The 18,543-nt window shown below is 63.8% G+C and carries 14 protein-coding genes and 2 pseudogenes; 8 read left to right on the top strand and 8 right to left on the bottom strand.

The window, feature by feature from the left end; genetic code table 11:
• The first annotated feature begins 11 nt into the window (after positions 1-11).
• From ABIF91_RS20830 to ABIF91_RS20800, 7 genes and pseudogenes are all read left to right on the top strand, one after another.
• Positions 12-890, top strand: a complete 879-nt coding sequence (locus ABIF91_RS20830; protein ID WP_028179412.1) for a branched-chain amino acid ABC transporter permease — start codon at positions 12-14, stop codon at positions 888-890.
• Between the two features lie 2 nt (positions 891-892).
• Positions 893-1,912 carry a branched-chain amino acid ABC transporter permease gene (locus tag ABIF91_RS20825; protein WP_028179411.1) on the top strand — a complete coding sequence of 340 codons (1,020 nt, stop codon included), beginning with the start codon at positions 893-895 and terminating at the stop codon, positions 1,910-1,912.
• A gap of 38 nt (positions 1,913-1,950) precedes the next feature.
• Positions 1,951-3,186 (top strand): ABC transporter substrate-binding protein, encoded by a 1,236-nt coding sequence (locus tag ABIF91_RS20820; RefSeq protein WP_028179410.1) that lies wholly within the window; start codon positions 1,951-1,953, stop codon positions 3,184-3,186.
• Between the two features lie 117 nt (positions 3,187-3,303).
• Positions 3,304-4,530, top strand: coding sequence for an ABC transporter substrate-binding protein (locus ABIF91_RS20815; RefSeq protein WP_028179409.1), 1,227 nt, complete (start codon positions 3,304-3,306; stop codon positions 4,528-4,530).
• A 255-nt stretch (positions 4,531-4,785) separates the two neighbouring features.
• Positions 4,786-6,015, top strand: a pseudogene (locus ABIF91_RS20810) (ABC transporter substrate-binding protein).
• 175 nt (positions 6,016-6,190) lie between these two features.
• A complete protein-coding gene (locus ABIF91_RS20805) occupies positions 6,191-7,420 on the top strand; it encodes an ABC transporter substrate-binding protein (protein WP_028179408.1) in 1,230 nt (409 codons plus the stop codon).
• 190 nt (positions 7,421-7,610) lie between these two features.
• Positions 7,611-8,894 carry a glycerate kinase type-2 family protein gene (locus ABIF91_RS20800; protein WP_028179407.1) on the top strand — a complete coding sequence of 428 codons (1,284 nt, stop codon included), beginning with the start codon at positions 7,611-7,613 and terminating at the stop codon, positions 8,892-8,894.
• 244 nt (positions 8,895-9,138) lie between these two features.
• Here ABIF91_RS20800 and ABIF91_RS20795 read toward each other — a convergent pair whose 3' ends face one another.
• From ABIF91_RS20795 to ABIF91_RS20760, 8 genes and pseudogenes are all read right to left on the bottom strand, one after another.
• Positions 9,139-9,663 carry an NADH-quinone oxidoreductase subunit B family protein gene (locus ABIF91_RS20795; RefSeq protein ID WP_028179406.1) on the bottom strand — a complete coding sequence of 175 codons (525 nt, stop codon included), beginning with the start codon at positions 9,661-9,663 and terminating at the stop codon, positions 9,139-9,141.
• Between the two features lie 3 nt (positions 9,664-9,666).
• Entirely contained in the window at positions 9,667-11,181 is a 1,515-nt protein-coding gene (locus ABIF91_RS20790) for an NADH-quinone oxidoreductase subunit C (RefSeq protein WP_035671396.1), read from the bottom strand.
• Between the two features lie 3 nt (positions 11,182-11,184).
• A pseudogene (locus ABIF91_RS20785) lies at positions 11,185-12,624 on the bottom strand (hydrogenase 4 subunit F).
• Positions 12,621-13,283, bottom strand: a complete 663-nt coding sequence (locus ABIF91_RS20780; RefSeq protein ID WP_035671393.1) for a hydrogenase-4 component E — start codon at positions 13,281-13,283, stop codon at positions 12,621-12,623. The pseudogene ABIF91_RS20785 and the gene ABIF91_RS20780 overlap by 4 nt, the downstream one beginning before the upstream one ends.
• Before the next feature lie 2 nt (positions 13,284-13,285).
• Positions 13,286-14,242 carry a respiratory chain complex I subunit 1 family protein gene (locus tag ABIF91_RS20775; protein ID WP_035695233.1) on the bottom strand — a complete coding sequence of 319 codons (957 nt, stop codon included), beginning with the start codon at positions 14,240-14,242 and terminating at the stop codon, positions 13,286-13,288.
• Complete coding sequence (gene hyfB / locus ABIF91_RS20770; RefSeq protein WP_424579339.1) at positions 14,239-16,245, bottom strand: hydrogenase 4 subunit B; 2,007 nt, start codon at positions 16,243-16,245, stop codon at positions 14,239-14,241. The genes ABIF91_RS20775 and hyfB overlap by 4 nt, the downstream gene beginning before the upstream one ends.
• A gap of 34 nt (positions 16,246-16,279) precedes the next feature.
• Entirely contained in the window at positions 16,280-16,549 is a 270-nt protein-coding gene (locus tag ABIF91_RS20765; RefSeq protein WP_028181799.1) for a helix-turn-helix domain-containing protein, read from the bottom strand.
• 248 nt (positions 16,550-16,797) lie between these two features.
• Entirely contained in the window at positions 16,798-17,319 is a 522-nt protein-coding gene (locus tag ABIF91_RS20760; RefSeq protein WP_028181800.1) for a MarR family winged helix-turn-helix transcriptional regulator, read from the bottom strand.
• A gap of 177 nt (positions 17,320-17,496) precedes the next feature.
• Between ABIF91_RS20760 and ABIF91_RS20755 the strand changes: the two genes are divergently transcribed.
• Positions 17,497-18,537 (top strand): branched-chain amino acid ABC transporter permease, encoded by a 1,041-nt coding sequence (locus ABIF91_RS20755; RefSeq protein WP_028181801.1) that lies wholly within the window; start codon positions 17,497-17,499, stop codon positions 18,535-18,537.
• The last annotated feature ends 6 nt before the right edge of the window (positions 18,538-18,543 follow it).

Below are 18,543 nucleotides of genomic sequence, written 5' to 3'. Positions count from 1 at the left end.
GAGCCGGGACAATGGAACTGTTCACCAACCAGGTCCTGGCCGGCATCGCCACGGGTGCGATCTACGCCTGCATGGCGCTCGCCGTGGTCATGATCTACCAGGCCATCGATCATCTCAATTTCGCGCAAGGCGAGATGGCGATGTTCTCGACCTTCATCTCCTGGCAGCTGATGCAGTGGGGCCTATCCTATTGGGCGGCCTTCCTGATGACGCTGGCATTCTCCTTCGTCGCCGGCATCGCGATCGAGCGCATCCTGTTCAAGCCGCTCGCGAAGGCGCCGGTGCTGACCAACGTCGCCGGCTTCATCGCGCTGTTTGCGATCATCAATTCCTCGGCCGGCCTGATCTGGGACTTCACCATCAAGCAGTACCCGACCCCGTTCGGCTCCTCGCCGTTCCTGGGCAGCCAGCTGATCTCGACCCACCAGGCCGGCATGATCGGCGTCACCGTGCTGCTCTTGCTCGGCCTCTACTTCTTCTTCCAGTACACCCGAATCGGCCTTGCAATGCGCGCCGCCGCCTCGGTGCCTGAATCGGCCCGCCTCGTCGGCATCAACACGAGCTGGATGATCGCGCTCGGCTGGGGCATGGCAACCGCGATCGGTTCGATCGCCGGCATGCTGATCGCCCCGGTCGTGTTCCTCGAGCCCAACATGATGGGCGGCGTCCTGATCTACGGCTTCGCCGCGGCCGTGCTCGGCGGATTGAGCAGCCCGTTCGGCGCCGTGGTCGGCGGCTTCCTGGTCGGCGTCTTCGAGAACCTCGCCGGCACCTACATCCCCGGCGTCGGCAACGAACTGAAGCTCCCGATCGCGCTCGCGCTGATCATCTCCGTCCTGGTCGTCAAACCCGCTGGCCTGTTCGGCCGGCACATCGTCAAGCGAGTTTGATCATGAGCGCTGCAGAAGAAGTCGTCGCCGAAGGCCACCAGGCGGTCGAGGCCGTTCCGAAGCGGGCCATGACGCTGGGCACCGGCACCTCGCTGGTGGTGCTGGCGGCGCTGTTGGTCGTGCCGATGTTCGTCAAGAACTTCATCATCTTCCAGATGACGATGCTCCTGATCTACGGGCTCGCCGTGCTGGCGCTGAACATCCTGACCGGCGGCTCCGGCCAGTTCTCGCTCGGCCAGAGCGCGTTCTACGCCGTCGGCGCCTATACCTCGGCGGTGCTGATGGAGCACGCCAACGTCAACTACGCGCTGACAATTCCGATTTCCGCCGCGATCTGCTTCGGATTCGGCTACCTGTTCGGCAAGCCGGCGCTGCGGCTGTCCGGCGTCTATCTGGCGCTCGCGACCTTCGCGCTCGCCACCGCGATGCCGCAACTGTTGAAGCTGAACTTCCTCGAGCACTGGACCGGCGGCGTGCAGGGCCTCGTCGTCACCAAGCCGGACGCGCCGTTCGGCCTGCCGATGTCGCAGGACATGTGGCTGTACTACTTCACGCTCGCCGTGACGATCGCGATCTACATCTTCTCGGTGAACCTGCTGCGCTCCCGCTCGGGCCGCGCCTTCATGGCGATCCGCGACAACGAGATCGCGGCCTCCTCGATGGGTGTCAACGTCGCGCTCTACAAGACGCTGGCTTTCGGGGTGTCCGCCGGCATCACCGGCGTTGCCGGCTCGCTTGGCGCCATCGCCGTGCAATTCGTCGCGCCCGACAGCTACACCATCACGCTCGCGATCTCGCTGTTCCTCGGCATGGTGGTCGGCGGCGTCGGCTGGCTGCCCGGCTCGTTCGTCGGTGCGGCCTTCATCATCTTCGTGCCGAACATGGCGGAAAGCATCTCCAAGGGCCTCTCCGGCGCGGTGTTCGGCGTGCTGTTGTTCCTCGTCATCTACCTCGTGCCGCATGGCGCGAGGCAGATCGCGGTCCTGGGCCAGCAACTCGTCGGCAAGCTCAGGAAGAACTGAAAACTCTCAAGGAATGTGGTTTAACCAAGGAGACCCAATTGCTTTTCGGAAGAACACTGCGAGCCGCCGCGCTGGTCACGGCAACGGCGGCCGTCACCCTCACCTCCGGCGCTGCACTCGCCCAAAAGAAATACGACACCGGCGCGTCCGATACCGAGATCAAGATCGGCAATATCATGCCGTACAGCGGTCCGGCCTCGGCCTATGGCATCATCGGCAAGACCGAAGAGGCCTATTTCAGGATGGTCAACGACAAGGGCGGCATCAACGGTCGCAAGATCAACTTCGTAACCTATGACGACGGCTATTCGCCGCCGAAGGCCGTCGAGCAGGTCCGCAAGCTGGTCGAGAGCGACGAGGTGCTGGCCGTCTTCAACCCGCTCGGCACGCCCTCGAACACCGCGATCCAGAAATACCTCAACGCCAAGAAGATCCCGCAGCTGTTCGTCGCCACCGGCGCGACCAAGTGGAACGATCCGAAAAACTTCCCCTGGACCATGGGCTGGCAGCCCTCCTACCAGAGCGAAGCGCACATCTACGCCAAATGGCTGATGAAGGAGAAGCCCGACGCCAAGATCGCGATCCTCTATCAGAACGACGATTTCGGCAAAGACTACCTCAAGGGCACCAAGGACGGTCTCGGCGCGAAGGCCTCGTCCATGATCATCATGGAAGAGAGCTACGAGGTCTCCGAGCCGTCGATCGACGGTCACATCGTCAAGATCAAGGCGGCCAATCCCGACGTGCTCCTGATCTACACCACGCCGAAGTTCGCGGCCCAGACCATCAAGAAGACCGCCGAGCTCAGCTGGAAGCCGCTCCAGATCCTCACCAACGTGTCGATCTCGGTTGGCAGCGTGATGAAGCCGGCCGGCTTCGAGAACGCGCAGGGCGTGTTGTCGGCAGCCTATGCCAAGGACTCCACCGACCCGCAATGGGCCAACGATCCCGGCATGAAGAGGTGGAACGAGTTCGTCGACAAGTACATGCCGGGTGCCGACAAGTCCGATACCAGCATGGTCTATGGCTACGGCGCCGCGTCGACCCTGGCCAAGGTGCTGGAAATGTGCGGTGACGATCTCACCCGTGCCAACCTCATGAAGCAGGCCGCGAGCCTGAAGGACTTCGCACCGGATACCCTGCTGCCCGGCGTCAAGATCAACACCAGCGCCACCGACTTCGCCCCGATTGCGCAGCTTCAGATGATGCGCTTCAAGGGCGAGAAGTGGGAACTGTTCGGCGAGATCATCAGCGGCGATATCGCCTCCGAGTGACACGCTGACGCGATCATCCAACGTAAACGGCCCCCGCGGGCGACCGCGGGGGCTTTCTGTTGACGGCCGGCGTCAATCTTGTTCAATGCGCCCGATCCGCCCCGAGGAAGGAGAACAATGGTCGCCGTTCGTTTCCAGGTTGCGTCCCTCTGGGTCGCGCTCGCCTTGTGCACTGCAACGAGCAGCGAAGTGCGGGCGCAGAAGAAATACGACAACGGCGCTTCCGATACCGAGATCAAGATCGGTAACATCATGCCCTATAGCGGGCCGGCCTCCGCCTATGCCGTGATCGGCAAGGCCGAGGAAGCCTACTTCAACAAGATCAACGCCGAGGGCGGCATCAATGGCCGCAAGATCAAGTTCATCTCCTATGACGACGCCTATTCGCCGCCGAGGACGGTGGAGCAGGCGCGCAAGCTGGTCGAGAGCGACGGGGTGCTGCTGATTTTCGGCTCGCTCGGCACCTCCACCAATAGCGCCATCCGCAAATACATGAACGAGAAGAAGGTGCCGCAATTGTTCGTGGCGAGTGGCGCGTCGAAATGGAACGATCCCAGGCAATATCCCTGGACCATGGGCTGGCAGCCGAACTACGCGAGCGAGGCCCGCATCTACGCCAGATACGTCATGAAGGAGAAGCCGGACGGAAAGGTCGGTGTGCTCTACCAGAACGACGATTTCGGCAAGGACTATCTGAACGGGCTGAAAGAGGGCCTCGGCGCCAAGGCGTCGATGATCGTGCTCGAAGAGCCCTACAGCACCTCGGAGCCGGCGATCGACGAGCACGTGGTCAAACTGAAAGCCTCCGGCGCTGACGTCTTCATCAGCATCACCACACCGAAATTCGCGGCGCAGGGCATCAAGAAGGCGGCGGAGATCAACTGGCATCCGGTCCACATCATCTCGAACGTCTCGGCCTCGGTCGGCGGCGTGCTCGAACCGGCCGGGCTCGAGATCTCGCAAGGCATCCTGTCGGCGAGCTACACCAAGGACGGCTCCGATCCGCAGTGGAATGCCGATGACGGCATGAAGAAATTCTACAATTTCCTCGCCCAGTATGACCCCAAGGCCAACAAGCTCGATGCCGGCGTCGTGTTCGGCTATGCCGCCGCGCAGACCATGGTGAAGGTGTTGCAGATGTGCGGCGACGATCTCACCCGCGAGAACGTCATGAAGCAGGCCGCCAGCATGAAGGACTTCGAACCCGATACGCTCTTGCCCGGCATCAAGATCAATACCGCGCCGGACGATTTCGCTCCGATCGAACAGCTCCAGATGATGCGGTTCAAGGGCCGGAAATGGGAGCTTTTCGGCGACGTCATCTCGAGCCACGTCGGCCACTGACCGCCGTCACGGCGCAATTCAAGATAGCCCCTTCTTCTGAAAGCAACCCCAGCGGCGGATTGGCTGCACGAAATCTCACGCGCCGGAATATTCCAGCATCGTCTTCGACGAGAATCGCCCACGCCGCGACGCTTATGCGGGGCGTTCTTCTTGCTGAGGGCCGTGGATAGGTATTGAATGTGCGATGGAGCGAGGAGCAACCATCGCCCCCAACAAGAACAATCGACACATTCAAACCTTCCCAGGGAGATCAAGATGCCTGCAATGCATGTGCGATTGGGGGCCTTCTCGGCTGCCCTCGTGCTGGCTGCCGCTCTTTCCACGGCAGCATCCGCGCAGAAGAAATACGATACCGGCGCATCCGACACCTAAATCAAGATCGGCAACATCATGCCCTACAGCGGACCCGCCTCCGCCTACGGCGTGATCGGCAAGACCGAGGAGGCCTACTTCCGCAAGATCAACGCCGAAGGCGGCATCAACGGCCGCAAGATCAATTTCGTCACCTATGACGACACCTACTCGCCGCCCAAAACGGTGGAACAGGCGCGCAAGCTCGTCGAAAGCGACGAGGTGCTGTTGATCTTCAACTCGCTGGGCACGCCGCCCAACACGGCGATCCAGAAATACATGAACTCGAAGAAGGTGCCGCAGCTGTTCGTCGCCACCGGCGCCACCAAGTGGAACGATCCGCAGAACTTCCCCTGGACCATGGGCTGGCAGCCCAACTACCAGATCGAGTCGATCATCTATGCCAAGTACATCCTGAAGAACCATCCGAACGCCAAGATCGCCGTGCTCTACCAGAACGACGACTACGGCAAGGACTATCTGAAGGGGTTCAAGGACGGGCTCGGCGCCAAGGCCGCCTCGATGATCGTCATTGAGGACAGCTACGAAGTCTCCGAGCCAACCATCGATTCCCACATCGTGAAGATGAAGGCGACGGGCGCGGATATCTTCTTCAACGTCACCACGCCGAAATTCGCGGCGCAGGCCATCAAGAAGAACGCCGAGATCGGCTGGAAGCCGCTGCATTTCCTCAACAATGTCTCGGGCTCGATCGGCAGCGTGATCAAGCCGGCCGGCTTCGAGAACGCCCAGGACATCATCTCGTCGCAATACTTCAAGGACCCGACCGACGCGCAGTGGAAGGACGACAAGGCGATGATCGGCTGGAACGAATTCCTGGACAAGTACTATCCGGAAGCGAACCGCGCCGACGCCTCGGTGATGTATGGCTATATCGTGAGCCAGGGCCTCGTGCACGTGCTCAAGGCCTGCGGTGACAATCTGACCCGCGAAAACATCATGAAGCAGGCGGCCAGCATCAGGGATTTCGAGCCTGCGGGGCTGTTGCCGGGCATCAAGGTCAACACGTCGGCCTCCGATTTCGCGCCGCTCTCGCAGCTGCAACTGATCCGCTTCAAGGGCGAGCATTGGGAGCGATTTGGCGAGGTCCTGAGCGGCGACGTCGGCGGCTAACCTTAACCAGCCACTAAAGATATCATCCCAATCGACTAAAGACGCAGCCCCTGCGGCCTTGCCGCAGGGGCTTTTCCTTGAAGCTTCCGGGCAAATCGTATTGAATTGCGGTCGCGTCGCCAAAAAACGAGACAAGAAAAGGGACGCACACACCAAGAAGAATAGGGAGATTGGAATGCCTGCTGTCACCGGCAAACTCGCGGCCGCGTCATTGGCGCTCGCGCTCATTGCGGCTTCGACCTCAACTGCATCGGCCCAGAAGAAATACGATACCGGCGCGACCGACACCGAGATCAAGATCGGCAACATCATGCCCTACAGCGGACCGGCCTCCGCCTACGGCATCATCGGGCGCACCGAAGCCGCCTATTTCAAGAAGATCAACGACGAGGGCGGCATCAACGGCCGCAAGATCAATTTCATCTCCTACGACGACGCGTACTCACCGCCGAAGACGGTGGAGCAGGCGCGCAAGCTGGTCGAGAGCGACGAGGTGCTGCTCGTCTTCAACTCGCTCGGCACGCCGCCGAACACGGCGATCCAGAAATACATGAACTCGAAGAAGGTGCCGCAGCTGTTCGTCGCCACCGGCGCCACCAAGTGGAACGATCCGCAGAACTTCCCCTGGACCATGGGCTGGCAGCCCAACTACCAGAGCGAGACGCAGATCTACGCCAAATACATCCTGAAGGAGCTGCCCAACGCCAAGATCGGCGTGCTCTACCAGAACGACGATTACGGCAAGGACTACCTGAAGGGCCTGAAGGACGGCCTCGGCGCCAAGGCCGCAAGCATGATCGTGCTGGAGGAAAGCTACGAGACCTCGGAGCCGACCATCGACAACCACATCGTCAAGCTGAAGGCGACCGGCGCCGACGTCTTCATCAACATCACCACGCCGAAATTCGCGGCGCAGGCGATCAAGAAGAACGCCGAGATCGGCTGGAAACCGATCCACTTCCTGAACAACGTCTCGGCCTCGGTCGGAAGCGTGATCAAGCCGGCAGGCTTCGAGAGCGCGCAAGGCATCATCTCCGCGGCCTATCTGAAGGACACCACCGACGCGCAATGGGCCAATGACGCGGGCATGAAGGCGTTCCTCGACTTCATGACGAAGTACTTCCCCGAAGGCGACAAGACCGACGGCGGCACGATCGTCGGTTACGGCGTCGCGCAGACGCTGGTCCAGGTGCTGAAGAACTGCGGCGACGACCTCACGCGCGCGAACGTCATGAAACAGGCCGCGAGCCTGAAGGACTTCCGCACCGAAGCGCTGCTGCCCGGCATCAAGATCAACACGTCGGCGACCGATTTCGCCCCGATCAGCTCGCTGCAGCTGCAACGCTTCAAGGGCGAGCGATGGGAGCTGTTCGGCGACGTGATCAACGCCGAAGCCGGCGGCTAGCTGGCGCCTGAAAGGCACGACGGCCCCCCTGCGCCGGTCGCGCAGGGGGTTTCTGCTTGCGCGGCGGTTTTGATCACGCGATTGCACAATCGAATGATGGCGGAGGCCGCTTACGCTTTGACGCACGATGCGGTAGGCAGTTGGCCGGCGACCTCATCGCCGCTACTTCAGTCTGCCGAAGGCCATCGTCATGACCGACCGACGTCCCCTGCTCCGCGCGCTCTACGACGCCGCCGTTGCTGCCGCCCATCCGAATACGATCCTGGCGCCGCATCTGCGTCCCGTGCCCAGGGGACGCGTGATCTGCCTTGCCGCCGGCAAGGGCGCAGGCGCGATGGCCGCGGCGGCCGAGCGGCACTATCTCGACGCGCTCGAGCTCCCGCCGGAGCGGCTGGTCGGCATCGCCACCACGCGCCATGGCTACGGCGTGCCGACCCGCCGCATCCGCGTGGTCGAGGCCGGGCATCCCGTGCCTGACGAAGCCGGCTTGAAAGGCGCGGCCGACACGCTCGCGCTCGCGGGCGAGGCCGGGCCTGACGATCTGCTGCTGGTGCTGCTCACCGGCGGCGGCTCGGCCAACTGGATCGCGCCGGCGAACGGCGTCAGCTTCGCGCAGAAGCAGGCGGTCAACAAGGCGCTGCTGCGCTCGGGCGCGCCGATCGGCGACATGAACATCGTCAGGAAACATCTGTCGCGCATCAAGGGCGGGCGGCTGGCGCGCGCCGGCAGGAACGCCGCCGAGATCGTCACGCTCGCGATTTCCGACGTGCCGCATGACGACCCTTCCGCGATCGCCTCCGGTCCCACCGTGCCGGATCCGACGACGCTGGCAGATGCGCGCGCGATCGTGGCCAAATACAAGCTCGACATCGACGATGCGGTGCGCCGCGCGCTCGACGATCCCGCCAATGAGAGCTGCAAACCGGGTGACGCGGCCTTCGGGCGTGCGACTTTCGAGCTGATCGCGCGGCCCAAGCAGTCGCTCGACGCCGCGGTGAAGCTGGCGCGCGCCTCCGGCTACGAGACCATCGATCTCGGCGCCGATCTCGAAGGCGAGGCGCGCGAGGTCGCCGCCGATCACGCCAGGCTGGCGCTCGAGGCGCGTGCGCAAGGCAAGCGCATCGCCATCCTCTCCGGCGGCGAGCTCACGGTCACGGTGCGTGGCCAGGGACGCGGCGGACCGAACCAGGAATACGCGCTGGCGCTCGCCGGCCTGTTGCAGAACACGGCCGGCATCTCGGCCCTCGCCGGCGACACCGACGGCGCCGACGGCGGCGCCGGCAACCCCACCGACCCCGCCGGCGCGCTGATCGACGCGGCAACGTTCGCAAGGATGAAGGCGCAGGGACTGCAGCCGCAGGCCTATCTCGACAACAACGACGCGACCTCGTTCTTCGAGGCCACGGGGGATCTGCTGCAGCCCGGGCCGACGCTGACGAACGTGAACGATATCCGGGTGATCCTGGTGGATTGAGAGGTGCTCTGTCCGGCGTCGTCTCCGCATTTGGGCACCAGTTCGACTACAACACCACTGGATTTCCCCGCGGACGCGGGGAATCCAGCAAGCAGCGGCTTCTCCGTATCCTCGCGCTGTCTCTGAAATACTGGATCGCGCGCCCCAGCGCCGCAAGTGCGCACAAGGCGGGCGATGACAGCGGGAGTGCGGCGAGCGCAACCCGCTGGCCCGGAATGACGGAGTATGTGGGTGCGGATGCGGCTTACCGCTTGCCGCTGACGTGCTCCAGCAGCGCGAGCAGGCCCTTCAGCAACTCCATCGGAGACGGCGGGCAGCCCTTGATGTGCAGATCCACCGGAACGGTCTCCGATACGCCGCCGACGCAGGCGTAGCTGCCTCTGAAAATGCCGCCATCGATCGCGCAGCCGCCGACCGCGACGACCCATTTCGGATCGGGTGTCGCGTTGTAGGTCCGCTCCAGCGCCTGTCGCATGTTCTTCGTCACGGGACCCGTGACCAGCAGCACGTCAGCATGGCGTGGCGAGGCGACGAAGCGCAGGCCGAAACGTTCGATGTCGTAGAAGGCGTTGGCAAGCGCGTGGATCTCCAGCTCGCAGCCGTTACAGGACCCGGCATCGACCTCGCGGATGGCAAGAGAACGCCCGAGCCTGGCCCGGGCGGCGCGGTCGACTTTCGTTGCAAGCTCCGCCAGCCCCGAATCGTCCGGCGTCGGCGCGGGCTCCGTCAGCGAACCATGGGTGAGGCTTTCGAGCAGGGTCTTGCGCATGGGTTAGAGGTCCGCGCCCGAATAGGAACAGTTGAACGACTTATTGCAGAGCGGGAAGTCGGCAATGATGTTGCCCTCGATTGCGGTTTCCAGCAGCGGCCACTGGAACCACGACGCATCGCGCAGGTGGCAGCGTTCGACGCGCAACTCGCCATCGAGCCGCAACCACACCAGGACGTCGCCGCGGAAGGCCTCGGTGAGCGCCATGCCTTCACAGGCACCGCGGCCGATCCTGGGAGGCAGCGCGGTTTCGAGCCCTCCCGGCCCAAGTTGGTCGAGGATCTGCTCGATCAGTTCGATGCTCTGCTCGACCTCGCGGATTCGGATCCAGACCCGCGCGTTCACGTCACCGGCCTGTAGTACCGGTACCTCGAACGACAACGCGTCGTAAGGCGTGTAGGCGATCGCCCGCCGCGCATCGAAATCGCGGCCAGAGGCGCGGCCGACATAACCGCCGGCGCCAAACTGGCACGCATATTCCGCCTTCACGATCCCCGTGGTGACGGTGCGGTCCTGCAACGACGCCGTGTTGTCATAGAGCTCGATCAAGCGCGGAAAGACCTTGCGTAGCTCCGCGAGCAGCGCCCGTAGCGCGGGAACGCCGTCCGGCGCGATGTCACGCATCACACCACCGGGCACGATGACGTCCATCATCAGGCGATGGCCGAACGCGACATTCGCAGCGCGCAAGCAACGCTCACGCAAAATGCCGGTCTGGGCATGCATCAGCGCGAACGACGCGTCGTTACAGATGGCTCCAATGTCGCCCAAATGATTGGCGAGCCGCTCCAGTTCCGCCATCAGCGCCCGCAAAAGGGTCGCTTGCCTCGGCGCCTCGATCTGCAGCGCCGCTTCCACGGCACACGCAAAGGCGAAGGCATAGGCGACGGCGCTGTCGCCGGAGGTGCGGTTGGCGAGCTTTGCCGCGGCCTCGAGGCTCGCGCCCTGCATTAGCGACTCGATGCCCTTGTGGGTGTAGCCGAGCCACTGCTCCAGCCGCACCACATGCTCGCCATTGGCGGTGAAGCGGAAATGGCCGGGCTCGATGATCCCGGCATGGACGGGGCCGACCGCCACCTGATGCAACGCCTCGCCCTCGACCGGAAGGAACTGGTATGGCCGCACGTCGCGCGATGCGTTGCGGCCGGAGAACGGATAGGATTTGCCCCAGGCATAGTGATCGAGCCATGGCCGCAGATCGTCAGCAGCCGTCGGAACAAGCCCGAACAGATCATGGATGGTCCGCTCCAGCCGAAGCGCCGGCGGGTGACGGCTGGCGACGCTTGGAAATGTGCCGGCCGTACACTCGTAAGTGACGACCGCGATCTCGGCCGAGCCTCCATCGAGCATCGCCATGTGCACAGCGGTCGGCTCGCCCCAGAAGCCAAGCAGTGTGAGGCCTCCCTCGACCAGTCGATCGATCGCCGCCTGCCAGCCCGCCTCCGTCACGACCGCGCGCGGCCAGGGCTGGTGCGACAACACCGCATTGACATGGGGGATGCCGTCGAGGATGCCCATCGCTTACCCCAGGAGCTTGGCGACGTTCTGGAAGCCGGTGACCAGCACCGGCGGCAGATAGATCCCGGCCATCAGTACCAATCCGAGGTGCATGAACATCGGTACGTAGGAGGCTTCCGCGGGCGCGGTCTTGCCTTTGGGCTCGCCGAACATCACCTCGCCGACCCGCAAGAAGAGCCCGCCGAGTGCGATGATGATGCCGAGCACCAGGATCACCGTCAGCCAGGGCGCGCGGGCGAAAGTCGAGCTCACCACTAGAAACTCGCTCATGAAGATGCCGAGCGGCGGTAGCCCGACGATGGCGATGACGCCGAGCATCAGGCCCTAGCCGAGCACGGGATTGGTCGCCGTGAGGCCGCCGATATCGGCGATCTTCTGTGTGCCCTTGACCTGTGCGATATGGCCGACGGCGAAGAAGATTGCCGACTTGGTCAGCGAATGCATGGTCATGTGCAACAGACCTGCGAAATTCGCGAGCGGCCCGCCCATGCCGAAGGCGAATACAATGATGCCCATATGCTCGATCGAGGAATAGGCGAACATCCGCTTGATGTCGCGGCGACGGTACAGCATCAGCGCAGCGAAGATCACCGAGATCAGGCCCATGGTCACCATCAGCGGACCCGGCGCGATCGCCTCGGAGTTGACCGCGAGCATCATCTTGAAACGCAGGAGCGCATAGAGCGCAACATTGAGCAACAGGCCGGACAGCACCGCCGAGATCGGCGTCGGGCCCTCGGCATGCGCATCCGGCAGCCAGGCGTGCAACGGTGCGAGGCCAACCTTGGTACCGTAGCCCAGCAAGAGGAAGACGAAGGCGACGTTGAGCAACGCCGGGTCGAACTGTGCGGCGTGCTTCACCAGCACCGTCCATACCATGCCGTCCGGCCCCTCGCCCACCGCGGGACGCGCCGCCATGTAAACCAGGATCGTGCCGAACAGCGCGAGCGCGATGCCGACGCTACCGAGGATGAAATATTTCCAGGCGGCTTCCAGCGCCTCATGGGTGCGGTAGATGCCGACCATCAGCACGGTCGTCAACGTCGCCGTCTCGACCGCCACCCACATCAGGCCGATATTGTTGGCGACGAGCGCGAGGTTCATTGCGAACATCAGCATCTGATACATCGCGTGATAGAAACGCAGGAAGGCCGGCGTCAGCCGCCCGATCTCGATCTCGTGGTGGATGTAGCTCGCGCTGAACACCGATGTCGTGAAGCCGACGAAGGTCGTCAGCACGATGAAAACCTTGTTGAGGTCGTCAAGCAGCAGATATTGCCCCGACGTCGGCTCGATCACGAACAGCGACAGCGAGGTGAGGAAGGTCGCGAGCGCCGCAACGACGTTGAGCTTCGCCGTCAGCACGTAGCCAGGCAGGATCGCGAGCAGCGCGGCCGAGATGACCGGGATCAGCAGGATCGCACCGAGCGCATCGATCGTCATCGCCGCTCTCCTCTGAAGCGATCGAGCGCCTGCACGTCCACGCTGTCAAAACGCTCGCGGATGCGGAACAGGAAGATGCCGATCACGATGAAGGCGATCAGCACCGAGAAGGCGACGCTGATCTCGACAACCAGCGGCATGCCCTTGGCGCCGGTCGCCGCCAGCACCAGCCCGTTCTCCAGCGACATGAAGCCGACCACCTGGCTCACGGCGTTGCGTCGCGTCACCATGATCAGGAGCCCGAGCAGCACCACCGACAGCGCGAAGGCAAGGTCTTCGCGCGCCAGCGCGTCGGCGCCCGGGGTCACGCGCAGCATCACCACCATCGACAGCGCGACGAGGCCGATGCCGGCCATCATGGTCAGGCCCACGCCGATCACGTTCTCGATCTCGCGGTGGATGCCGAGTCGTCGGATGATCCGGTGCAGCGCCACCGGAATGATGATGGCCTTGAAGACCAGTGCGATCAGCGCCGTGACGTAGAGATGTGGCGCGTGCTGCACATAGGCCTGCCACGCCACCGACAGCGCCAACACGCCGGCATGCAGCGCATAGACATTGAGCAACGCATAGAGCCGGTCCTGATAGAGCATCATGAAGCTCGCGAGCACCAGAGAGCCGGAGAGCAGATGGGCGATGTCGAATTGCAGGCTGCTCATCGCTAGAGGCTCCCGGACACGAAGCGCAACAGGGTGGCAAGCAGCGCCAACATCAGCGCCGCGCCCAGGAACTCGGGGATCCTGAATACCCGCATCTTGGCGATCGACGTCTCGAACACGGCGAGCAAAAAGCCAAGGACCGCCAGCTTGCCGAAATAGAGCAGCGCGCCGGAAACGAGCCTCGCAACGCTCGCGTCCGCAGTCGCGGTGCTCCATGGCAGGAACACGCAGGCGATCAGCGAGACATAGAGCAGGAGCTTGAGCTGCGACGACAGGTCGATCAGCGCGAGATGCCGCCCCGAATATTCCAGCACCATGGCCTCATGCACCATGGTGAGCTCGAGATGGGTGGCTGGGTTATCGACGGGGATACGGGCATTCTCAGCCAGCGCCACGATGGTCAGTGCCACGAACGCCATGCCCAGCGACACACGCAGACCGACCGCGTCCGAGCCCATGAATTCGGCGACGTTGGAGAGCTGGGTCGAGCCTGCGATCATCGCGACGGAAAAGACGGTGATCAGCATCGCAGGCTCGGCGAGCGAGGCGATCATCACCTCGCGGCTGGAGCCGATGCCGCCGAAGGCGGTGCCGACGTCCATGCCGGCGAGCGCCTGGAAGAAACGCGCGCTGCCGAGCAGTGCGGTGATGGCGATGAGGTCGGCGCTCCAGGAGAACAACAGACCATTGCCGAAAGTCGGCACCAACGAGGCCGAGACCCAGGTTCCTGCGAACATCAGATAGGGAATGACGCGGAACAGCCAGGAGGCGTTGTCCGCGAGCACGACGTCCTTGCGCATCAGGCGGATGAGATCGCGATAGGGCTGCAAGAGCGGCGGACCGCGCCGACGCAACAGCCGCGCCTTCACCTTGCGGACGAAGCCGGTTAGCAATGGCGCAAGCAGCAGCACGAGGCACATCTGAACGCCTTGCGAGAGGAGGTCACGAAGCGCGGTCATAGCGCCACCACCAGGAGCAGCACGATCAACGCGGCGAAGACCAGAGTCAGGTAGCGGCGGATGGTGAGGAACTGCAGCATATTGACGCGCTCGGTCGCAACGCCGATCACCTTGGCGATCGGCGCGTAGAGCGCCTCCCAGATCAGGTCGCGCATCTCGACGGTGAACCGGGCCGGCGCAGACGACAAGGGCTGCGGCATCTCGCCGATCTCGCGCGCAGCGAAGATCACGCTGCCGAACACGCGGCGGATCGGCTGCGAGAAGCTGGAGGCGGAGTACTGGATCGCGGGGTTCGGATCCGGATAGCCGCAATCCCAGGCCGGAGCGCGACGCAAGCGATCGGACGCCAGGCGATGAATGGCGGAGGCTGCGGCCATGCCGCTGAGCGCCGCGAACAGAAACACCAAGAGGCCGTTATAGGAGCTGCGGCTCTGCGCGATCGGCACGATGGTCAGCCAGTCCAGTCCGGTCTGGCGCGGCATGACGTTGCCGACCATGGCCTCGCTCACCGGCGCGAGCGCGTCGATGAAGAGGCCGGGCAAGACGCCGGCGACAAAGCAGAGAGCGGCTAGCGCGAACATCGCGGCAAGCGAGAAGCGATCCGTCTCGTGCGCGGATGCGGCGACATCCGAGCGGGGACGGCCGAGGAAGCTGATGCCGTAGAGTTTGACGAAACACGCCGCGGCGAACGCGGCGGCGAGCGCCAGCAGTCCGCCGACCGCCGGGATGATCAGCTTCAATCCCCAGTTCGGCAGTTGCGGTGAGAGCAGGATCGCCTGGAAGGTCAGCCACTCCGAAACGAAGCCGTTGAACGGCGGCAATGCCGAGATCGCGACGCAGCCGACCAGTACCGCGAACGCCGTCTTCGGCATGCGATGGATCAGCCCGCCGAGCTTTTCCATGTCGCGCTCGCCGGTTGATCCCAGCACCGCACCGGCGCCGAAGAACAACAGGCTCTTGAACAGCGCATGGTTGAAGACGTGCAGCATCGCCGCGGTGAAAGCGAGCGCCGCCACCCAGTCGAGCCCTTCCGCCTTGAAAGCCAGCGCCAGCCCGAGGCCGGTGAAGATGATGCCGATATTCTCAATCGTTGAATAGGCCAGCACGCGCTTGATATCGCGCTGCATCAGCGCATAGAGCACGCCCAGCGTCGCCGTAGGGCCGCCGACCAGCAGTACGACCATGCTCCACCACCACACCGGTTCGGGCAGAAGATCAAAGACGATGCGCACGAAACCGTAGACGGCGACCTTGGTCATGACGCCACTCATGAGACCAGAGACGTGGCTGGGTGCGGCGGGATGGGCGAGCGGCAGCCAAGCGTGCAGCGGCACCAGGCCGGCCTTGGAGCCGGCGCCCAGCAGCACGAGGATCACAACCATGCCGGTCAGCGCAGCGGAAGGATGCGAGGCTCGGATCGCATCGAAATCGTAACCGGCGCCGCTCGCGAGCAGGCCGAAGGCGAGCAGCAGCGCCAGCGTGCCGAAACTCGCCATCAGAAGATAGACATAGCCGGCGCGGACATTCTCGGCCTCCCGGTGATGCGACACGACCATCGCCCAGGAGGTCAGCGACATGAATTCCCAGGCGACCAGGAAGCTGAAGGCATCGTTTGCCAGCACGACGACATTCATCGCTGCGAGATAGGCGGGATAGAACGGCAGCACGCGGCCGGGGGAGTCCTCGTGCTGGCCGTAACCGAGCGCGAACAGGCTCGCAGCGACGCCGCCGAGATTAACGACGACGAGGAAGAAGGCGGACAGTGCATCGAGCCGGAAATGAGCACCGAGCCAGGGCAATCCGATCGGCAGTGTCACCCTCGGTGCCAGATGAGGGAAATAGAGCAGATCGGTCAGCGCTGTGACACATAGCGTCGATGTGGCGACCAGGCAGCCGCCGTAAAGGATGATCGAGCCGCGCGGGCGCGTCGACAGCACGACTCCCGCAGGCGCCAGCGCCAGCAGAACCGCCACTGACCACAGCGCCACGGCGATCATGGCCACTCCTCGATCATGATCTGCGCGCGCGTCGCCATCGCTATTGGTCGCCTGCTCTCGGGGGTGGAGACTTCAGCCGCACCCCGCGGCCCCCGGTGCTCGACGCCGCCCCCTCGGCGATCAGCTCGATGCCGGCAACCGACAGCGCCTCGACCAGCTTCACCAGGGAGTCGACATTGCCGCGGATCACCCCTTCGGAGGCCTCCATGCGCTGGATCGTCGGCAGAGACAGCGAACAGCGCTGCGCGAGTTCGCGCTGGTCGATCCTGAGCAAGGCACGGGCGGCTCGAAGCTGCGCGGCGGTGATCAATGAACCAAGCTTAGGGCGCACAAAATGACGTTTCAAGCATCATTTTCTATATGCGGCGCATCATTCCGTTCGACGTCCTCGGAGCTCACGCCCTCGCACTCCGCCATCAGGCTCGTCCGTTATTCCGGGCGCGTGGGCGCGATCCTCAATGCGCAATTGCGCATCTGATCTCTGGTCCCAAGGGCGATACGTGCAAGTGCGGCGCGAAATTCCTGGATCGCGCGCGCACCCAAGAATGACTATCCGCCTCAGAACTCGTTGGCGATCTTCGAGAGCATCCCGATCAGGGCCTCGCGGTTGGCCTGGCCGAGCAGATCGTTCAGCCGCGCCTCGTGCTTGGTGGCGACGAGCTTTTTCGCCCGCGCCAGCACGGCCTTGCCCTTGTCGGTCAGCACCAGGATGTGCGAGCGGCGGTCATTGGTGGAGCGGATCCGCGCGCAGAGGTCGCGGCTTTCGAGATTGTCGAGCATGGCCACGAAGTTCGGCCTGAGGATGCCGAGCGTGGAGGCGATCTCGGTCTGGTTGCGGCCCGGGTTCTTCTCGACCAGCAGCAGCACCGAGAACTGCGCCGGCGTCAGCTGGAGCGAGGCCATGCAGCGCAGAAAGTTCTCGAACACCTTGAGCTGGGCCCGCTTCAGGACATAGCCGAGCTGTTCGGAGAGCTCGCCCAGCTGGAGCGCTTCGGTTTGGACCTCGCCCGCGTCCTTGCGGCCCTTGGCCGCGTCGGCCGGTTTTTCGGAGGACTTTTCAGCGGTTCTGGAAACGGTCATCGCCTCGTGCTCGTAATCCCGCTAAATTCGGGACGGGTCGTTCCCCACCCTTGATGTTATATTTGATAATTGTTATGGACCATATCAAATATCGTCAGCGTATTTCAATGGCTGTGAGGGGACCATCCACCGCAATTGCGGAGACCGGTCCTCAATCTTGAGGGGGAGCGTCCGGTCTTGAATACCACCATCATGCTGTTCCTGGTGCAGGACGGCATCACCAATGGCGCGATCTACGCGCTGCTCGGCCTGGCGCTGGTGCTGGTGTTCGCCGTCACCCGCGTTATCCTCATTCCCCAGGGCGAATTCGTCACCTACGGCGCGCTGACCTATGCCTCGCTGGCCGCGGGCCAGATGCCGGGCACGGCCAAGCTCGCGCTCGCGCTCGGCATCGGCGCCTTCGGCTTCGACCTGTTCGTGGCGCGCAAGGCGCTGCATGCGCGGCTGATCGTGCGCAGCCTCGTCACCAACGTCGTGCTGCCGGCCATCGTGCTGGCGCTGACCCTGTACTTCGCCGCGCAGAAGCCGCCGGTCGCGGTCTGCATCGCGCTGTCGCTGGTGATCGTCGCGATGATCGGGCTCTATCTCTATCGCATCGCGTTCCAGCCGCTGGCGCACACCTCGGTGCTGGTGCTGCTGATTGCGTCCGTCGGTGTCCATCTCGCGCTGCAGGGGCTGGGCCTGCTGTTCTTCGGCGCCGAGGGCCAGCGCGGGCCTGCCGTGCTGTCCGGCGCCTTCACCGCCGGCGCGCTGCGCTTCACCGGCCAGAGCATCACCGTCTACGCCATCACCATCGCCTTCATCGTCGGGCTCTGGCTGTTCTTCGGCCTGACGCTCTACGGCAAGGCGCTGCGCGCGACCGCCGTGAACCGGCTGGGGGCGCGGCTTGCCGGCATCCGCACCACGCTGTCCGGGCAGATCGCCTTCCTGCTGGCGTCGGTCATCGGCGCGCTGTCGGGCATCCTGATCGTGCCGATCACGACGCTCTACTATGACTCGGGCTTCCTGATCGGCCTGAAGGGCTTCGTCGCCGCGATCATCGGCGGGCTCGTCAGCTATCCCCTCACCGCGGTCGCGGCGCTGGTCGTCGGCATCGTCGAGGCGTTCTCGTCCTTCTATGCCTCCAACTACAAGGAGGTCATCGTCTTCATGCTGCTGATCCCCGTGCTGCTGCTGCGCTCGCTCGCCGCGCCCGCGGTCGAGGAAGAGAAGGACTGACGCCAA

This window comes from Bradyrhizobium sp. USDA 241, from assembly GCF_049739505.1.
GTDB classification, from domain to species: Bacteria; Pseudomonadota; Alphaproteobacteria; order Rhizobiales; family Xanthobacteraceae; genus Bradyrhizobium; species Bradyrhizobium liaoningense.
The sequence above is the reverse complement of the archived record's forward strand: the minus strand, read 5'-3'. Positions and strand labels throughout refer to the sequence as shown.